Genomic DNA, 16,106 nt, shown 5'->3' with positions numbered 1-16,106 from the left:
TCAGGCCTGTGGAACCCTGTGGGAGCTGGCTTGCCGGCGATGGGCCGCATAGCGGCCCCTTGTTCTCACGTCCTGCACGCCTCATTCACCAAATTCGCCGGCCGCTCACCGGCCAGCGCGCTGAGCAGGTTGTCTACCGCGCAACGCGCCATGGCCTGGCGGGTTTCCTCGGTCGCCGAGCCGATATGCGGGGTCGCTACCACGTTGTCGAGCTGCAATAGCGGCGAGTCCGCCGGCAGCGGCTCCTGCACGAACACATCCAGCCCCGCGCCACGTATGCGCCTGGCCCGCAGCGCTTCGATCAGCGCTTGCTCATCCACCACGCGCCCGCGTGAGATGTTCACCAGTATCCCCTCAGGCTTCATCAACGCCAGTTCCCGTGCGCCGATCAGGCCTTCGGTGCTGGCGCTCAGCGGCACGGTCAGGCACACGAAATCTGCCTGCTGCAACAACTCATCAAGGCTGCACTGACGTGCTGCATGGCGTGCCTCCACCTGCGATTTTGGGCGTTGGCTGTGGTACAGCACGCGCATGCCAAAGCCGGCTGCCGCGCGCCGGGCCAAGGCCTCGCCGATGCGGCCCATGCCGACGATGCCCAGTGTCTTGCCGTGCACATCACTGCCAAAGTGCGCCGGCCCCAGGTTAGCCTGCCAATGGCCGTCACGCACCCAGTTCGCCAGCTCCACCACCCGCCTGGCGGTAGCCAGAATCAAGGCAAAGCCGGTGTCGGCAGTGGTTTCGGTGAGCACGTCGGGTGTGTTGGTCAGCATCACGCCACGCCGGCTGAGTTCGGCAACATCGTAGTTGTCCACGCCCACCGAAACGCTGGACACCACTTCCAGCTGTGGCGCCAGATCCAGCAGGCTGGCATCCAGGCGCAGGCTGGCCCCCAGCAACCCGTGAGCACCCGGCAACGCATCGCGCAGGCGGGCCAGGCCATCGGGCTCGGAGGTATCCACCCAGGTCACCTCAACGCGATCTTGCAGGCGTGCCATCAAGTCGTCGGACAGGCGTTTGTACAGGACGATTCGCTTCTTCATTGCAGGTTTCCTAAGGGTTCATGGCCAGCCGCGAGCTGTTGCGCTTCGCCCGGCCAGATGTCTGGGAAGTATTGAGTGCAGCGGTCAGCGCCACTGCGGTCAGCAGCGCGCCGCACATGAACAGATAAGAGGCGCCGGGCCCGCCGGTAGCGCCGTTGAGGTAGCCCACCAGCCACGAGCCGCCGAACGAGCCCAGCGCGCCCATGCTGTTGATCAGCGCCATGGCCCCGCCTGCAACGTTGGCCGGCAGGATCTCGGGCACGATCGCGAAGAACGGGCCATAGGGTGCGTACATGCACGCGCCGGCGACCACCAGCAACGCGTACGACAGCCAGAAATGCTCGCTGCCCAGGGCGTACGAGCCATAGAACGCCACGGCGGCAATCAGCAGCGGCGGCCAGACGAAGCGCTTGCGCTTTTGCAGGCGATCGGACGCCCAGGACACGCCCACCATCGCCAGCACCGCCGCCAGGTAAGGCACCGAGGCCAGCCAGCCGGCCTGCACGATATCGACGTTGGCCGCCTGCTTGAGAATCGACGGCAGCCACAGCACAAAGCCATACACGCCAATGCTCCAGCAGAAGTACTGCAGCGCCAGGATGATCACCTGCGGCGAACGAAACGCCTCGCGGTAGTTCTTTACAGGCTTGATGCCCTGCTGCTCGTCAGCAAGTGCCTGCGCCAGGGCGGCCTTTTCCTGCGCGCTCAGCCACTTCACCTGCGCAGGGCGGTCATCCACCAGGCGCCACCAGAAGAATGCCCAGATCACGGCAGGCAGGCCTTCGATAATGAACATCCAGCGCCAGTCGTAATGCTTGATCAGGTAACCCGACACCACCGACATCCACAGGATGGTCACCGGGTTGCCGAGCATCAGGAAGGTATTGGCACGCGAGCGCTCGGCACGGGTGAACCAGTGGCACAGGTACACCAGCATGGCCGGCATGACGGCGGCCTCTACCACCCCGAGCAGAAAGCGGATACCGATCAGCATGTAGACGTTGCTGACCATGCCGGTGAGCGTGGCAAGGCCGCCCCACAGGATCAGGCAGACGAAGATCAGCTTCTTCACGCTGCGCTTTTCGGCGTAGATGGCGCCGGGCACCTGGAAGAAGAAGTAACCGAGAAAGAACAGCGCACCCAACAGCGAAGACAGCACCGGGGTGATGTGCAGGTCTTCGGCCATGCCGGAGGCGGCGGCGAAGCCGTAATTGGCGCGGTCCAGGTACGCCAGGCTGTACGTGACGAACACAATCGGGATGATGTACCACCAGCGGCGAGGTGCCAGGCTTTGGCTTTGCATGGTTTGTTTCTCCTGAGCTTGTTGTTTTTGTCGCAACAGGTATTTCGGGGCGGCTCACGCGCTTCTGCGCAGGTCGTGGGCCTCCAGTTCATGGCGCAGCGGCAGCCCTTCCACGTCGCCGCGCGACTGCACGGCACGGCTGCCGCACCAGTTGCCACGCGCCACCGCCTCTTCCACCGCACTGCCCCCCAGCAACGCGCTGAGCACACCGACGGCAAAGGCATCACCCGCACCGACGGTGTCCACCACACGGCTGACCGGCACCGGTGCCACCTGCCCTTCGCCCTTGGCGCTGCGGAAATAGGCGCCGGCGTCGCCCAGCTTGATCACCACCAGCTCCACCCCTTGGTCGAGGTAGAACCCAGCGATGTCCGCCGGGGTGTGCTGGCCGGTCAGCAACCGCCCCTCCTCCAGGCCCGGTAAAACCCAATCGGCCTTGGCCGCCAGGGCATTGATTTCGCGCACCATACTGCCTTGATCCGGCCACAGCGAGGGGCGCAGGTTGGGGTCGAACGAGATGCTGCGCCCGGCTGCACGCATGGCGTCCATCAGTGCGTGAGACAGCGCACGGCAGCTGTCGGACAGCGCCGGCGGGATGCCGGTGGCGTGCAGGTGGCGAGCCTGCAGGCAGGCTGGGCCAAGCAGCGCGGGCGACAGCCTGCTGGCTGCCGAACCGCGCCGGTAGTACTCCACTGCCGGGTCGCTACCATCATCGCAACGGGCCTTGAGCTGAAAACCAGTCGGGTAGCTGGCATCCACCTCGACACCGGAACAGTCCAGGCCTTCGTGGCGCAAGCTGTCGAGCACAAAACGGCCCAGCGAATCGTCACCAACACGGCTCAGCCAGCGCACCTTGAAACCCAGGCGAGCCAAGCCGATGGCCACGTTGCTGTCCGCGCCAGCGATGCGTTTGCCGAACTGGCCGACACTGGCCAGGTCGCCGGTCTGCTCGGCAACGAACATGGCCATGGTTTCGCCAAAGCACAGCACGTCATGCTCATGCATGGGCCACCTCCTCCCCCGCGCCCAGTGCAGCCAGGCTACGCACCTGGGCTCGGGTCAGCGCCAGCAGGTCTTCGCCAACCAACGGGTACTCGACGGCGCGCACCACGCCGGGCGCGAACTCGGCCATCAGCGCGGCCCATGCCTGCAGGTCCGTCGCTTCGGGCGGTATGGCAACCAGGCGGCCATCGGCCCGGCGCTGCACAGCCTTGCAATGCACATAGCGCACCCAACGGCCGAGTTGCCGTGCAGCTTGCCGCGCAGGCTCGCCCTGCCACTGCCAGTTGCCGATGTCGAAGGTCATGCCCAGGCGCAGCCCAAGCGTGTCGGCCCGCTTGAAGAACTGCAGCAGCGGTTCGATCCTGCCACCCTGTGCGGTCTGATCGTTCTCCACCAGCAACAGCGGCCCCTGGGCAGGCAGCAGCGCCGCCAGAGCCATCACATCGCAGTGCTCATCGAAATGCCCCAGCGATACCTTCAGCGCCACCGCGCCAAGCGCCCGAGCGGTTTCCAGCTTCTGCACCAGTAACGGGTCGGGCACGCCTTGCGCGGTCCACAATTCAAGGGGGGTCGAGTACAGGCATTCCAGACGCAGTGCGGCTATGACCGCACCGAGTGCAGCCGCGTCCGGTGCACTGGCAAACAATTCTTCGCGCAATTCCACTCGGCTGACGCCAGCAGCTGCCAGCATGTCCAGGAACTGCTCCTGGCCACGTTGCCGCACAAATTCGGCGCCGTAGCTTGAGAGGCTGATGGAAACGGGGTTCGGGTGCATTGTTTTTATCCTTATGAAACCGGTTTCATTTTTAATCGGCAGTAGCAGGCGCAGGCCTGCCGTTGCTTACTGGGGTTGGGTTGAACCACGGATGATCAGGTTGGCCTTGAAGTCGATGCGTCGGGCTGCCCCGCTGTCGCCGCGCAGGCGACCGAGCAGGCTTTCGAATGCCGCCACACCGATACGCTCGGTGGGCTGGGCCAGTGCCGTGATGCCTTTGCCGACCAAGGGGTACCAGTCGAGGTCGTCGAGGGCGATCAGCCCGACGTCGGCAAACAGGTTGCACCCGGCCTCGTGCAGTGCTCGGGTCACCGCCAAGGTGGCAATACCGTTGAAGGTGAAGATGGCTTGCGGGCCATGGCCGCGGCTGGCAAGAAACGAAGCCAGTTGGCCCTGCAGCCCGGCGCTGATTTCCAGTACCTGCTGACGCATGCCGGGCCGACGGCTGACCGACGCGCCGAATGCCTGCACCCGCTCCAGCCGTGAGCTGGTGCCATCGAGGGGTTCGCTGACCGCCAGAATATCGCGGTAACCCTGGGCTTGCAGGTGGTCGAGGGCCTGCTCGACGGCGTCGGCATTGTCCAGGCCGACCAGGTCGACATTCAGCTCGGGCAATTGGCGGTCGACCAGCACCATGGGGATGTCACGCTGCAGGTTGAGCAGTTCGCCGGGGTGATGGCCGAGCGTGTTCACGATCAAACCTTCGACGTTGTAGCTCTGCAGCGCCACCAGGTGGTGGCGCTCCTGCTCGTCGTCGCGGTTGGTGTTGCACACCACCAGGCTGTAACCGTGCTGACGGCAGGCGGTTTCCACGCCATGCATCACGGCCACTGAATAGGGGTTGAGGATATCGGCCACCAGCATGCCGATCAGTCGCGTCTGGCCGCGCTTGAGGCCGCGGGCCATCTGGTTGGGGCGGTAGCCGAGACGTTCGATGACCTCTTCCAGGCGCTTGGCCGTGGCTTCGGCCAGCAATTGGCGATCGCCACCGATGTACCGGGAGACGGTGGCCTTGGAAACACCAGCGACACGCGCTACTTCGCTGATGGTGACCCGTTCGCGGGCATGGGCAGGCACGTCGGTCATGGGCAGTCCTTATGATTATTGTGATAACGATGAAACCGGTTTCAATACAGCAAAACTACGGCAGTTCGTCAACCTTCCGTTGGTCGGCAATGATGAAACAAAGATGATATTAAAGATTAGATAAGCAAATTAAATTATTGATTCAAATACAATTTCAACCAAAAAAAATGTGGAAGCGGGTTCACCCGCGAATGCGTCGGTAGCTTCGACATCGCATTCGCGGGTAAACCCGCTCCCACAGTGGATCAGGGTGCAGCTACAGAGGTCAGCGAAGCGACTTCACATCACCGGCCGTAACGGCGCTGCCCTGGTTACCCCAACTGCTGCGAATGAAGTTCACCACCTCGGCTACCTCCTGATCGCTCAGGCGCCAACCGAACGCCGGCATGGTGAAGTTCGACGGCGCGGTGTGCGTCGCCGGCACCGTACCCCCCGCCAGCACCACGTGGATCAGCGACGTGGCATCTGCAGTCTGTACCACCGGGTTGCCAGCCAAGGCCGGGAACACGCGGGTGTAGCCCTGGCCATCGGTGCGGTGGCAGGCTGCGCAATTGTCGATGTACACCGCCGCCCCGGGCTTACTGTCGTCGCCCTTCCACAGCGCATCCGCCACCTGCTTGTCGTAGACGTGCGGCTGGTCATTCGGGTCGCTCGGTGGCAGGGTCTTCAGGTAACGGGCGATTGCGGTAAGGTCGGCGTCACTCATGTGCTGCATGCTGTGTTCGACCACATCGCTCATGCCGCCGAACACCGCGCTGCGATCGCTGCGCCCGGTCTTCAGAAACTGCACCAGCTGCGCTTCGCTCCAGCTGCCCAGGCCGTCCTTGTGATCGCCACGCAGGTTTTTCGCAATCCAGCCTTCCAGCGGTGCGCTGCCGGCCAGGAACTGCTCGCCATCTGCAGGGCTCAGCGCCTTTTCCTGCATGGTCAGCGCACGCGGTGTATGGCAGGCGCCACAATGCCCAAGGCCTTCGACCAGGTAAGCACCACGCTTCACCACCGGGTCGGCTGCCGCCGATGCCTGCCAGGGCTTGGGCTCTGGTGCGAACAGGCCGCGCCAGATTGCCAGCGGCCAACGCATGCTCAGCGGCCAGGGAATGTCAGTGGCCTTGTTCGCCTGCTCCACCGGCACCACGCCTTTCATGAAGTAGGCGTACAGCGCCTGCATGTCCTGCTCGCTGACCCGTGCATAGGACGGGTATGGCATGGCCGGGTACAAGGTGCTGCCATCCTTGCCGATACCCTTGCGCACAGCCTGGTCGAAGTCTTCGAAGCTGTACTGGCCAATGCCGCTGGCCGCCGGGGTGATGTTGGTGGAGTACACCGTGCCGATAGGGGTTTCCATTGGCAGGCCGCCGGCAAAGGGCTTGCCGCCCTTGGCGGTATGGCAGGCCACGCAGTCACCGGCGCGGGCCAGATACTCGCCCTGGCGCACCTGTGCATCGTCATCCGCCACGGCCTGTAAGGCCGTAGTGGCACCCAGCAGCAGGGTTGCGATCAACATTGTCTTCATGCTCATCGCTCCTCAGGCCTGGACCAGCGGGCCGGGGTTTTTCAGATACTGCTCGCGAATGGCACGTGCAGACCAATAGGTCAGCGCGGCCACCAGCCCGGTCGGGTTGTAACCCAGGCCCTGCGGGAACGCCGAAGCCCCCGGCACGAACACGTTATGCACGTCCCAGCTTTGCAGGTAGCGGTTCAGCGCACTGGTCTTGGGGTCGGTACCCATGATCGCACCGCCGTTCAGGTGAGTGGTCTGGTAACTGGCGGTGTTGAAGTGATCCTTGACCTGCTTGCCCAGCACCGCAATGGCCTTGGGGTTCATCGCCTGAGCGACCTTGCTCAGCTTGTCGACCATGAACTGGTTCATCTTGATGTCGTTTTCCTGCCAGTCGAAGGTCATGCGCAACAGCGGCTGGCCGTAGGCGTCGCGGTAGGTGGGGTCCAGGTCCAGGTAATTGGCACGGTAGGACTGGTGCGCACCGTGGGCGTCCATCGACACCTGGTGGGTGTAGTAGTCGGCTGTGGCTTTCTTCCAGGCACTGCCCCAGGCCGGCGTGCCGGGCGGGTTGGAGGTGCCGGCAATCGGCCGGCTGCCGGCCTGGTTCACCCACATCGGCGAGCCACCGACAAAGCCGTGGGGGCCATGGTCGAAGTTGTCGGCATTGAAATCGTCGATGGCAATGCCGTTGCCACCCGCGCCAATGAAGTTGTTGGTGTAGGTGTTTTTGTCGAAGAACGCCTTGACCGTGCCCATGTTCTGGTAGGCGAAGTTACGCCCGACCACACCTTCGTTCTTCACAGGGTCGTAAGGCTTGCCGATCCCGGAAAGCAGCATCAGGCGCACGTTGTTGAACTGGAACGCCGACAGGATCACCAGCTCCGCCGGCTGCTCCACCTCGCGCCCCTGGGCATCGATGTAGGTCACCCCGGTGGCCTTGCGCTTGCTGTCGTCCAGGTTCACCCGCAGCACGTGGGCATTGGGCCGCAACTCGAAGTTGGGCACCTGGCGCAGCGCCGGCAGGATGTTCACGTTGGGCGAGGCCTTGGAGTACATGTAGCACACGTAACCGCTACAGAAACCACAGAAGTTGCACGGCCCCATCTGTGCCCCGTAGGGGTTGGTGTAAGGCCCGGAGGTGTTTGCCGATGGCAGGTTGTAGGGCTTGTAGCCCAGGCTGGTGGCAGCTTTTTCGAACAGCCTGGCCGACACCACGTTCTTCTGCGCGGGCAATGGGAACGGGTTGGAACGGTCCGGCGCATAGGGGTTGCCGCCCTTCCCTTCACCGACCACCTGGCCGTTGACAGTCCACGCCTGGCCAGAGGTGCCAAAGACCTTTTCGGCAAAGTCGAAATACGGTTCCAGTTCTTCGTAACTGACGCCAAAGTCCTGGATGGTCATGCCTTCGGGGATGAACTTGCGCCCGTAGCGCTCTTCGTAGTGGCTACGCAGGCGCAGCTCGACCGGGTCGACCCGGAAGTGCACGCCCGACCAGTGCAGGCCCGCGCCGCCCACGCCCTTGCCCGGCAGGAAGGCTCCGAGCTGGCGATTGGGCAGTGCCACGTCATTCACGCTGTGGCGGACAGTGACGGTTTCTTTCGACACATCCACGAACAGCTTCTTGCGCACGCTGTAGGTCAGCTCATCAATCACTTGCGGGTAGCTGCCTTCCGGGTAGGTATCCTGCATCGGCCCCCGCTCCAGAGCCACCACATGCAGCCCGGCCTCGGTCAGTTCCTTGGCCATGATCGCGCCAGCCCAACCGAAGCCGACGATGACCGCATCCACTTTGTTCAACACAGTCGCCATGCCTCAGGCCCTCTCGCCGCGGATCGATACAGCCGGGAACGGGTAAGGCTCGTTGCGCTCGACCCAGTCCATGAAGTCGGCGCGGGCACCGGGGAAGCCAATCTGGGTCCAGCCGACCATGCCTTTGTTGCCGCCATGAATAGGGTCGCAGAAGAACCCTTCACGGGTGTTCTGCACCAACAGGCTGAAGAACACCTTCGCCGGGACGGTGTCGAACACCAGCTCTCCTGCCTCGACCTTGCTGAGAATACGGTCTCGGGTAGCGCTATCTTGCGCGGCAAAAACTTGCCCGCCGTTGGCTTTGCACCAGCCGTCCACGGCAGCGATGCCCAGGCGATAGATTTGTTGCGGGCTGAGCTGCAACTGGTAGCCCAGCTCGGGCGCGGCGTCGGCGTTGAATGGGCCTTGCATGTACCACTGCGCGCCAGTCGCGTAGGGGGTGTTCATCTGGCGGTCGATGAACTCGGCGGCGCCGGCTTCGAGTGCGCCGGGGCCAAGCTCATCGGCCGGGATGATGCGCGACACTGCAGCTTGTACAAAAGCCCACTCTTCGGCGCTGAAGAACGTCGGTTGATAGTTGCCTGCAGGCGGTGTGGCCGGCACTTTCGGTTGCTGATGCGGTTGCGGGGCAGCAAGCAGCTGGCTGGCGCCCACGCCAAGCCCTGTGCTGGCCACGGTAACGACTGGGATCAGGGTCAAGGTCTTGCGCAGAAAATCCCTGCGCGGGTTGTCTGGAGCATGCTCAGGCATTGCGAATCCTCATCGGCTGTGCGGCGGCCTTGATAAGCGCCATCTGATTTTCTGTGGGAGGTGATCTTGATAGGCCATCAAGAAGACAGCCGAATAATCTAGCGCGTTCAGAAATGTTTTGAAACCGGTTTCATACCTGGACATATGACCCGCTGAGCCGCCGCGACACTGCCAGCGGGTCAAGGCCTTTTCACATCTGCTTCACTCTCTGCGGATATCCACCTGCAAACCAGGAGCGTCTACTTGCCAACACCGATCGCTGGCAGCTCAAACCCGGCAAACGGCCTGAGAGAAAACCACGCAATCCGCGCAGATCCAAATCGCAACCACGAGAAACCGGCCGCACCCACAGAGTGATTGTGTCAGAGCTCAGAACTCGAACGTGTACCCCACAATCACCCGGTTCTCATCCGCTGCATCGGCAAAATTCGAGCGCATGCTCGCATTGCGCCAACGCAGCGACACATTCCTGAGCGCCCCCGACTGCACCACGTAAGTGACATCCGTGGTCCGCTCCCACTCCCGCCCTTCTCCGTCGCCAGCCGCCAGCGCCCGGCCCTTGGCGCTGGCGATGCGCTGCGGGTCCACCTGGTCGCCCTTTACGTAGCGCACATTGAACGTCAGCCCCGGGATACCCACAGCAGCAAAGTTGTAGTCATAGCGCAGCATCCACGCCCGTTCGTTGGCCAAGGCAAAGGTGCTGACCTGCTGTTCGCTGAACAGGTAGGTATCGGTGCCACCCACGTAGGCATATGCCGTATCGCCGCGCACTTTCTGGTAGCCACCACTGAACGTGTGGCCCTGCACGCTGTACCCGAAGTTGGTACTGAGGGTCTGGTTGTCGACTTCGCCCAGCAATGCCCGGCCCTGCTCGCGTGCGTTGAACCAGCGCCACTCGGTGAACACATCCCCGGGCCCCAGGCGGGTCTTGAACTTGAACCCGGCAAAATCACGCCGGAACAGATCTTCGAGCGCGCTGGTGTGAAGGCTGAGGGTCAGGTTGTTCAGCGGCTGGTAATCGACACCGCCGTAGTACAGCCGGTCACTGGTTACCGTCGCCGAGTAGGCCCCTTGCTGCGCCATGGCGGTCAGGTCCTCATAGTCGGTGGAGTCACGCAATTTGGTGGCATCCACCTGCAGCAGGGTGAGCGTGAGCCGGTCGAGGTCCTTGCTCACCAGTTGCGCACCGTTGAACCACTGGGGGAACAAGCGGCTGTTGTTGGAGGCCAGCAAGGGCAGTTGTGGGCTCAGGCCACCCACTTTCAACTCGCTTTGTGCGAGCCTGGCCTTGAAGGTAGCCACGGCCTTTGTGTAGTCGTCTGCAGCGCGTTTGTCGCTGTTTCGCGGCAACAGGCCGGTGCCGCTGCGGTCAGGCGAGGAGTCCAGCTTGAGCCCAAGCATGCCGGCTGCGTCCAGGCCAAAGCCGACCACACCGTCGGTGTAGCCAGACTGCAGGCGCAGCATGAAGCCCTGGGCCCATTCACCACGCCGCGATTGCGTGGCGCTGTCACCGTGAAAGTCGCGGTCGAAATAGAAATTGCGCAGTTCCAGGCTGCCGCTGGCGTCATCGATGACGCCGGCCTGCGCGTTTTGACAGGCGCAGCAAAGCGCCCCGAGCATCAGCGATGCTCGCCGGGAAAGAGTGATCATGGGTGTGCCTTGTTCTTGTTGTTAGAAGACTCAGCGCCAATCAGGTACGGGGGTTGCGCACGAAGCGCATCACCACCAGGCAGGCGATCAGGATAAGCGGGGCGATGGACAGCATGCCCATGGAGTTGCTGCCGGTGAGGTCATTGATCTTGCCCACCATCACCGGTGCGACGATGCCGCTGAGCTGCCCGACCGAGTTGATCGCCGCAGTACCGGTGGCAATTGCCAGGCCCGAGAAGGTCGACTGTGGAATGGTCCAGAAGATCGGGATGGCGATGAACGTACCTGCGGTGGCCAGCACCAGCGCGGCCATCATCGCCAGCGACGAGTCGGAATACAGGCATGCCAGCAGGTAGCCGACAGCTGCCGCCAGCAGGCAGTACACCAGATAGCGCTTGCGCTCGCCGGTACGGTCGGAGAGCCGGGTCAGCAACACCATGCCAATGCAGGCCACCGCGTAAGGCAAAGCCGACAGCACACCGACCCAGAGCATGTCCTGCACACCTGATGACTTGATCAGGTGCGGCATCCAGAAGTTGAGGCCATAGGACGCAGTCTTGATCACGTAGTAGATGAACGCCATGATCGCCACTTCGCGGGTCAGCAATACCCGCCAGATCGAGCCGAGGACTGGCTTTGCAGCGCGTTTGTCCTGGGCCAGGTTTTCCACCAGCAGGTCCTTCTCTTCACGGCTCAACCATTTCGCCGCTTCGATGTCGCGGTCCAGCTTCCACAGCACCAGCAGGCCCAGCAGCACACACGGCAGGCCGGACATCAGGAACAACCAGTGCCAACCGGCCAGGCCCAGCACGCCATCCATGGTCCCCAGCAAGACACCTGCTGCCGGGCCACCCACCGCGCCGGCCAGCGGCACCGCCAAAAACCACAGGCCATTCATCTTCGCCAGGTGCTTGCGGGGGAACCAGCATGCCAGGTAGAACAGGATCGCCGGGCCGAACCCGGCCTCCATCACCCCGATCAGAAAGCGCAGGAAATACAGGGTGTACTGGGTATAGGCAAACACCAGCGCCGCCGTCGCCAGGCCCCACGACACCATGATCCGGCAGATCCAGGCCGGTGCGCCATAGCGCTTCAGGCCCAGGCTGCTGGGCACTTCGAACAGCACATACCCCACGAAGAACATGCTCGCGGCCAGGCCATAGGCGGCGTCGCTGAGGCCCAGTTCCTGCTGCATCTGCGCCTTGGCGAAACTGATGTTGATGCGGTCGAAGTACGAGAACAGGAAGCAGATGATGGCCAGCGGCATGATGCGCCAGGCCACGCGGCGGTACAGCAGCAATTCATTGATGTGGCTGTCGTTGCGCTCACGCGCCAGTTCGCCGGTCATGGCAACCATGGTGGATCTCCATTCTTGTAATTATTGGAGAGCAGCGACGCCTTCATGGGCGTCGCCAGCGGGTTTTCAGCGGATGCGGATCAGTTTTTCCTTGAAGCTCTGGCCTTTTGCGACGTACTCGGCGGCGTTGCGCTGCATGCTGGCGATGGCTTCGGCCGTCAACTCGCGCACCACCTTGGCAGGCGCACCAAGAATCAGCGAGTTAGCGGGGAACACCTTGCCCTCGGTGACGATGGCACCGGCACCGACCAGGCAGTTGTTGCCGATGACCGCGCCATTGAGCACCACTGCCTGGATGCCGATCAGCGCGCCATCACCGATGGTGCAGCCGTGCAGCATGGCCTGGTGGCCGATGGTGACGCCCTGCCCCACCGTCAACGCAAAGCCGGGGTCGGTATGCAACACTGCGCCTTCCTGCACATTGCTGTGCTGGCCGATACGTATCGGTTCGTTGTCGCCCCGTAGCACGGCCTGCGGCCATACGCTGGCCCCTTGTTCGAGGGTTACGTCGCCGATCACGGTGGCATCCTCGGCAATGAAAGCTTCCGGGTGCAGGTTGGGCGCAAGGGTGTCGTATTGGTAAATCGCCATCTCAAACCCTCCTCAAGCTGCGTCGTCGGTTTTTAGCACGCCGGCCGCGCACAGCTCGGCAATGTGCGCATCGCTGTAACCCAGTTCGCGCATCACCTGGCGGGTGTGCTCGCCAATCCGCGCTATCGCCCGGCGTGGCTGCAGGCGCTGGCCGTCCAGCGACAGCGGCAGCAACGGCATGGGTGTGTGGCTGCCGTCTTCCAGTTGCAGGTCGGCCATACCGCCGCTCTGCTGCAAGTGCGGGTCATTGAACAATTCTTCCGGGCGGCGGATCGGCGCAAACGGGATGCCGTTGGCCTCCAGTTGCAGCGCCAGTTGCCCGGCGTCCAGTGGCGCGAACACCTCGGCCAGGTGCGCCAGCAGCCGTGGCCGTTGCAACACACGGTCGTTGTTGCTGGCCAGTGTCGGGTCATCGAGCAACGCGGTCTGCCCCAGCACCTGGCACAGCGCATGCCACTGCCCTTCGCCGGTGGCGGCGACAAACATCTGCTCGCCACCGGCGAAGGTGAACACGTCGTAGATGGCCCAGGCACTGATGCGATTGGGCATCGGCGCGGCTGCCTCGCCGGTGACCACGTACTGCTGCATATGCTGGGCGGCCAGCAGCACGCAGTTCTCGTACAGGGCACTTTGCACCTCGCGGCCGCTGCCGCTGGTGTGGCGCTCGTTGAGCGCTGCCAGCACGCCAATGGCGCCGAACATGCCGCCCATGATGTCGTTTACCGAGCTGCCCGCGCGCAACGGCCGGCCTACCGGCCCCGTCATGTAGGCCAGGCCGGCCATCATCTGCACCACCTCGTCCAGCGCCAGGCGGTTGTCATAGGGCCCGCTGAGAAAGCCTTTGTGCGAGGCGTAGATCAGCCGTGGGTTGCGCTGGCGCAGCGCGGCGTAATCCAGGCCCAGCGTGCGCATGCGCCCAGGTTTGAAATTTTCGATGAACACGTCGGCCGTATCGATCAATTGCAGCACGGCCTCGCGCCCCTCGGGCGTTTCGACATCCACGGCGATGCATTGCTTGTTGCGGTTGAAGGTGCGAAAAAAACCCGCCCCGCGCCCAGCAGACGGCGCGTGCCGTCGCCGCGCACGGGTTCGATCTTGATCACTTCGGCGCCAAGGTCACCGAGGATCATGCCGCAGGTCGGGCCCATGACCATATGCGAAATTTCGACGACACGGATGCCGTCCAAGGGAAGTCTGGACATCGTGATATTCCTCGTTCAGGCGGGTCAGGCGCGGCCGGCAGCGTCAGCGAAGTTGAGCGGTAGCCCGGCGCGGGCGATGCAGCCATACAGGGGCTCGCCCGGTAGCGCTTCGCTCAGCACCTGGCGCGACTCGATCAGTGCGGGCAAGTTGATACCGGTGTCGTAACCCATGCTCTGCAACATGAACACCAGGTCTTCGGTGACAGTGTTGCCCGACGCGCCAGGGGCGAACGGGCAGCCTCCCAAGCCAGCCAGAGAGGCGTCCAGCTCGCGGATGCCCTGCTGCACCGCGACCAGGCTGTTGGCCAGGGCCAGGCCACGGGTGTCATGGAAGTGCGCGGCCTTGAGGCGGTCACCGGCAATCGCCCGCACAGCCTGGAGCACCGTTGCCACCTGGCCCGGGTTGGCGTAGCCAGTGGTGTCACCCAGCGAGACAAGGTCGCAACCGGCTTCGATCACGTGGCGGGTCAGTGCACACAGGTCGGCCAGCGGTACCTCGCCCTGACGGGTGCAGCCAAAAGCGACCGACATGCCGGCAATGACCTGTACATCCTGCAGGCCCATTTCAGTACGCACTTGGCACATGCGCCCCAGTTCCTCGACCATTTCCATGGGCGTGCGGCGCACGTTGGCCAGGCTGTGCGCCATGCTGACCGATACCGGGGCGACGATGCGATGGGCGCCAGACTCAAGTGCGTCCCTGGCGCCGCGCAGGTTCGGGGCCAACACGGTTACCTGCAGGCCCGGGTATGTGAGGGCGTGGGCCACCACCTCGCGGGCATCGGCCATTTGCGGCAGCAAACGTGCCGGTACGAAGGAAGCGACTTCCATGTGACGCACGCCGGCGGCGTAAGCGGCGTCGATCCAGCGGCGTTTGGCGGCCGTTGGCATGATGGTCTGCAGGCTCTGCAGACCATCGCGCATGCCGACTTCGTTGATTGTTATTGTTGTCATCACGGTCTCTCTGTCTGAAGCGTTGCGCCAGACTAAGAGCTGGATGACGGGCAGAAAAGACGTGTTTCACGGGCTGATCCATCGTCAGCCACGATGGATCAGCCCGCGACCTGCCAAGCCGGTGCACGCAGCAACAGGTGGTCAAGCAGGCGCCGTGCCGACAGCGACAGCGTGTGCCGGTCGCGCATGCAGATGACGAATTCGCCAAGCGCCCAGTCATCCGTCAGCGGGATGACCCGCAGGTCGAACAACGCCGCATAGCGGGCCACGGCCTCTTGCGGGAACACCGCCAGGCCAAGGCCGAATTGCACCAGGCGGTATGCCGCGTCGAACGACGATACATACGAACGAAAACGCAGCTCTTTGCCTGCCTGTTCGGCGCTTCTACGCATGAAAGCATTCAATGTGGCGAAGGCAGAGAGGCCCAGGTGGTCGTAACCCAGGGTTTGCGCGAAGGCAATCTGGCTACGGCCAGCCAAAGGGTGATCAGCCGCAACGACCACGGCCAGGTGATCCTGCCGGTACGGTACGAATTCCAGGTCACCCACCGCCATGGATTTGCGGCAGATGCCAAGGTCTGCATTGCCCTCGGCCACACCACGAACGACATCGGTGCTGAAGCGCTCCTCGATATCGGCCTGAATCAGTGGATTCTCCAGCATGAACGCCGACAGTTCCTCGGGCAGGAACTCCATGATCGACGAGACATTGGCCAGCACCCGCACATGGCCCCGCGCGCCTTCGGCGTATTCGCTCAGCTCGCTGTCCAGGCGTTCCATGGCGCGGGTCATTTCCCGCGCATGACGCAGCAGCGCCAACCCCGCAGGGGTGGGCTCCACGCCGCGCTTGCTGCGTTTGAGCAAGGCGGTGCCAAAACGCGCCTCGATGTCTGAAATACGTTTGCTCACGGCCGAGGGCGCCATGAACGCGCGCTCGCCAGCGCGGGCGATGGTGCCTTCTTCGCAGACGACGATGAACAGGTTCAGGGAAAGCTGGTCGAGGGGTTGCATCGCTTGGCTCGGCAGGGGAATGGGACCGCCGGTGCAATGTAGCAAAAACCGCATTTGCTTCGAAAACTGGGTTTGA

General features: G+C 63.3%; 13 protein-coding genes and 1 pseudogene. All 14 read right to left on the bottom strand.

Features of this window, described 5'->3' with window-relative positions; translation table 11 throughout:
- Positions 1–65 precede the first annotated feature (65 nt).
- On the bottom strand, positions 66–1,040 hold the full coding sequence (locus N805_RS06970) for a 2-hydroxyacid dehydrogenase (RefSeq protein ID WP_028612944.1): 975 nt from the start codon (positions 1,038–1,040) through the stop codon (positions 66–68).
- Between the two features lie 10 nt (positions 1,041–1,050).
- On the bottom strand, positions 1,051–2,343 hold the full coding sequence (locus N805_RS06965) for an MFS transporter (RefSeq protein WP_028612945.1): 1,293 nt from the start codon (positions 2,341–2,343) through the stop codon (positions 1,051–1,053).
- 54 nt (positions 2,344–2,397) lie between these two features.
- Complete coding sequence (locus tag N805_RS06960) at positions 2,398–3,348, bottom strand: sugar kinase (RefSeq protein ID WP_028612946.1); 951 nt, start codon at positions 3,346–3,348, stop codon at positions 2,398–2,400.
- Positions 3,341–4,120, bottom strand: a complete 780-nt coding sequence (locus N805_RS06955; RefSeq protein WP_046811303.1) for an AP endonuclease — start codon at positions 4,118–4,120, stop codon at positions 3,341–3,343. The genes N805_RS06960 and N805_RS06955 overlap by 8 nt, the downstream gene beginning before the upstream one ends.
- A gap of 66 nt (positions 4,121–4,186) precedes the next feature.
- Positions 4,187–5,206 (bottom strand): transcriptional regulator PtxS, encoded by a 1,020-nt coding sequence (gene ptxS / locus N805_RS06950; protein ID WP_028612947.1) that lies wholly within the window; start codon positions 5,204–5,206, stop codon positions 4,187–4,189.
- A 265-nt stretch (positions 5,207–5,471) separates the two neighbouring features.
- Positions 5,472–6,719, bottom strand: coding sequence for a cytochrome c (locus N805_RS06945; RefSeq protein ID WP_028612948.1), 1,248 nt, complete (start codon positions 6,717–6,719; stop codon positions 5,472–5,474).
- Between the two features lie 12 nt (positions 6,720–6,731).
- Entirely contained in the window at positions 6,732–8,516 is a 1,785-nt protein-coding gene (locus N805_RS06940) for a GMC family oxidoreductase (protein ID WP_028612949.1), read from the bottom strand.
- Between the two features lie 3 nt (positions 8,517–8,519).
- Positions 8,520–9,266 (bottom strand): gluconate 2-dehydrogenase subunit 3 family protein, encoded by a 747-nt coding sequence (locus N805_RS06935; RefSeq protein WP_028612950.1) that lies wholly within the window; start codon positions 9,264–9,266, stop codon positions 8,520–8,522.
- A gap of 369 nt (positions 9,267–9,635) precedes the next feature.
- Positions 9,636–10,916, bottom strand: a complete 1,281-nt coding sequence (locus N805_RS06930; protein WP_028612951.1) for an OprD family porin — start codon at positions 10,914–10,916, stop codon at positions 9,636–9,638.
- Between the two features lie 40 nt (positions 10,917–10,956).
- Complete coding sequence (locus N805_RS06925) at positions 10,957–12,273, bottom strand: MFS transporter (protein WP_028612952.1); 1,317 nt, start codon at positions 12,271–12,273, stop codon at positions 10,957–10,959.
- A gap of 66 nt (positions 12,274–12,339) precedes the next feature.
- Entirely contained in the window at positions 12,340–12,864 is a 525-nt protein-coding gene (locus tag N805_RS06920) for a gamma carbonic anhydrase family protein (protein ID WP_028612953.1), read from the bottom strand.
- A 12-nt stretch (positions 12,865–12,876) separates the two neighbouring features.
- Positions 12,877–13,994 (bottom strand): annotated as a pseudogene (locus tag N805_RS06915) (CaiB/BaiF CoA transferase family protein).
- Positions 13,995–14,090: 96 nt separating this feature from the next.
- A complete protein-coding gene (locus N805_RS06910) occupies positions 14,091–15,020 on the bottom strand; it encodes a hydroxymethylglutaryl-CoA lyase (RefSeq protein ID WP_028612955.1) in 930 nt (309 codons plus the stop codon).
- A gap of 98 nt (positions 15,021–15,118) precedes the next feature.
- Positions 15,119–16,030 carry a LysR family transcriptional regulator gene (locus N805_RS06905; RefSeq protein ID WP_028612956.1) on the bottom strand — a complete coding sequence of 304 codons (912 nt, stop codon included), beginning with the start codon at positions 16,028–16,030 and terminating at the stop codon, positions 15,119–15,121.
- Positions 16,031–16,106: the final 76 nt, after the last annotated feature.

The organism is Pseudomonas putida S13.1.2 (genome assembly GCF_000498395.2).
GTDB lineage: Bacteria > Pseudomonadota > Gammaproteobacteria > Pseudomonadales > Pseudomonadaceae > Aquipseudomonas > Aquipseudomonas putida_Q.
This window is presented reverse-complemented; position numbering and strand designations above follow the sequence as displayed.

Excerpts from the sequence above, each read along its gene's own strand:
- N805_RS06970 (WP_028612944.1), bottom strand. The coding sequence starts at position 1,040 with ATGAAGAAGCGAATCGTCCTGTACAAACGCCTGTCCGACGACTTGATG.
- N805_RS06965 (WP_028612945.1), bottom strand. The coding sequence starts at position 2,343 with ATGCAAAGCCAAAGCCTGGCACCTCGCCGCTGGTGGTACATCATCCCG.
- N805_RS06960 (WP_028612946.1), bottom strand. The coding sequence starts at position 3,348 with ATGCATGAGCATGACGTGCTGTGCTTTGGCGAAACCATGGCCATGTTC.
- N805_RS06955 (WP_046811303.1), bottom strand. The coding sequence starts at position 4,120 with ATGCACCCGAACCCCGTTTCCATCAGCCTCTCAAGCTACGGCGCCGAA.
- ptxS (WP_028612947.1), bottom strand. The coding sequence starts at position 5,206 with ATGACCGACGTGCCTGCCCATGCCCGCGAACGGGTCACCATCAGCGAA.
- N805_RS06945 (WP_028612948.1), bottom strand. The coding sequence starts at position 6,719 with ATGAAGACAATGTTGATCGCAACCCTGCTGCTGGGTGCCACTACGGCC.
- N805_RS06940 (WP_028612949.1), bottom strand. The coding sequence starts at position 8,516 with ATGGCGACTGTGTTGAACAAAGTGGATGCGGTCATCGTCGGCTTCGGT.
- N805_RS06935 (WP_028612950.1), bottom strand. The coding sequence starts at position 9,266 with ATGCCTGAGCATGCTCCAGACAACCCGCGCAGGGATTTTCTGCGCAAG.
- N805_RS06930 (WP_028612951.1), bottom strand. The coding sequence starts at position 10,916 with ATGATCACTCTTTCCCGGCGAGCATCGCTGATGCTCGGGGCGCTTTGC.
- N805_RS06925 (WP_028612952.1), bottom strand. The coding sequence starts at position 12,273 with ATGGTTGCCATGACCGGCGAACTGGCGCGTGAGCGCAACGACAGCCAC.
- N805_RS06920 (WP_028612953.1), bottom strand. The coding sequence starts at position 12,864 with ATGGCGATTTACCAATACGACACCCTTGCGCCCAACCTGCACCCGGAA.
- N805_RS06910 (WP_028612955.1), bottom strand. The coding sequence starts at position 15,020 with ATGACAACAATAACAATCAACGAAGTCGGCATGCGCGATGGTCTGCAG.
- N805_RS06905 (WP_028612956.1), bottom strand. The coding sequence starts at position 16,030 with ATGCAACCCCTCGACCAGCTTTCCCTGAACCTGTTCATCGTCGTCTGC.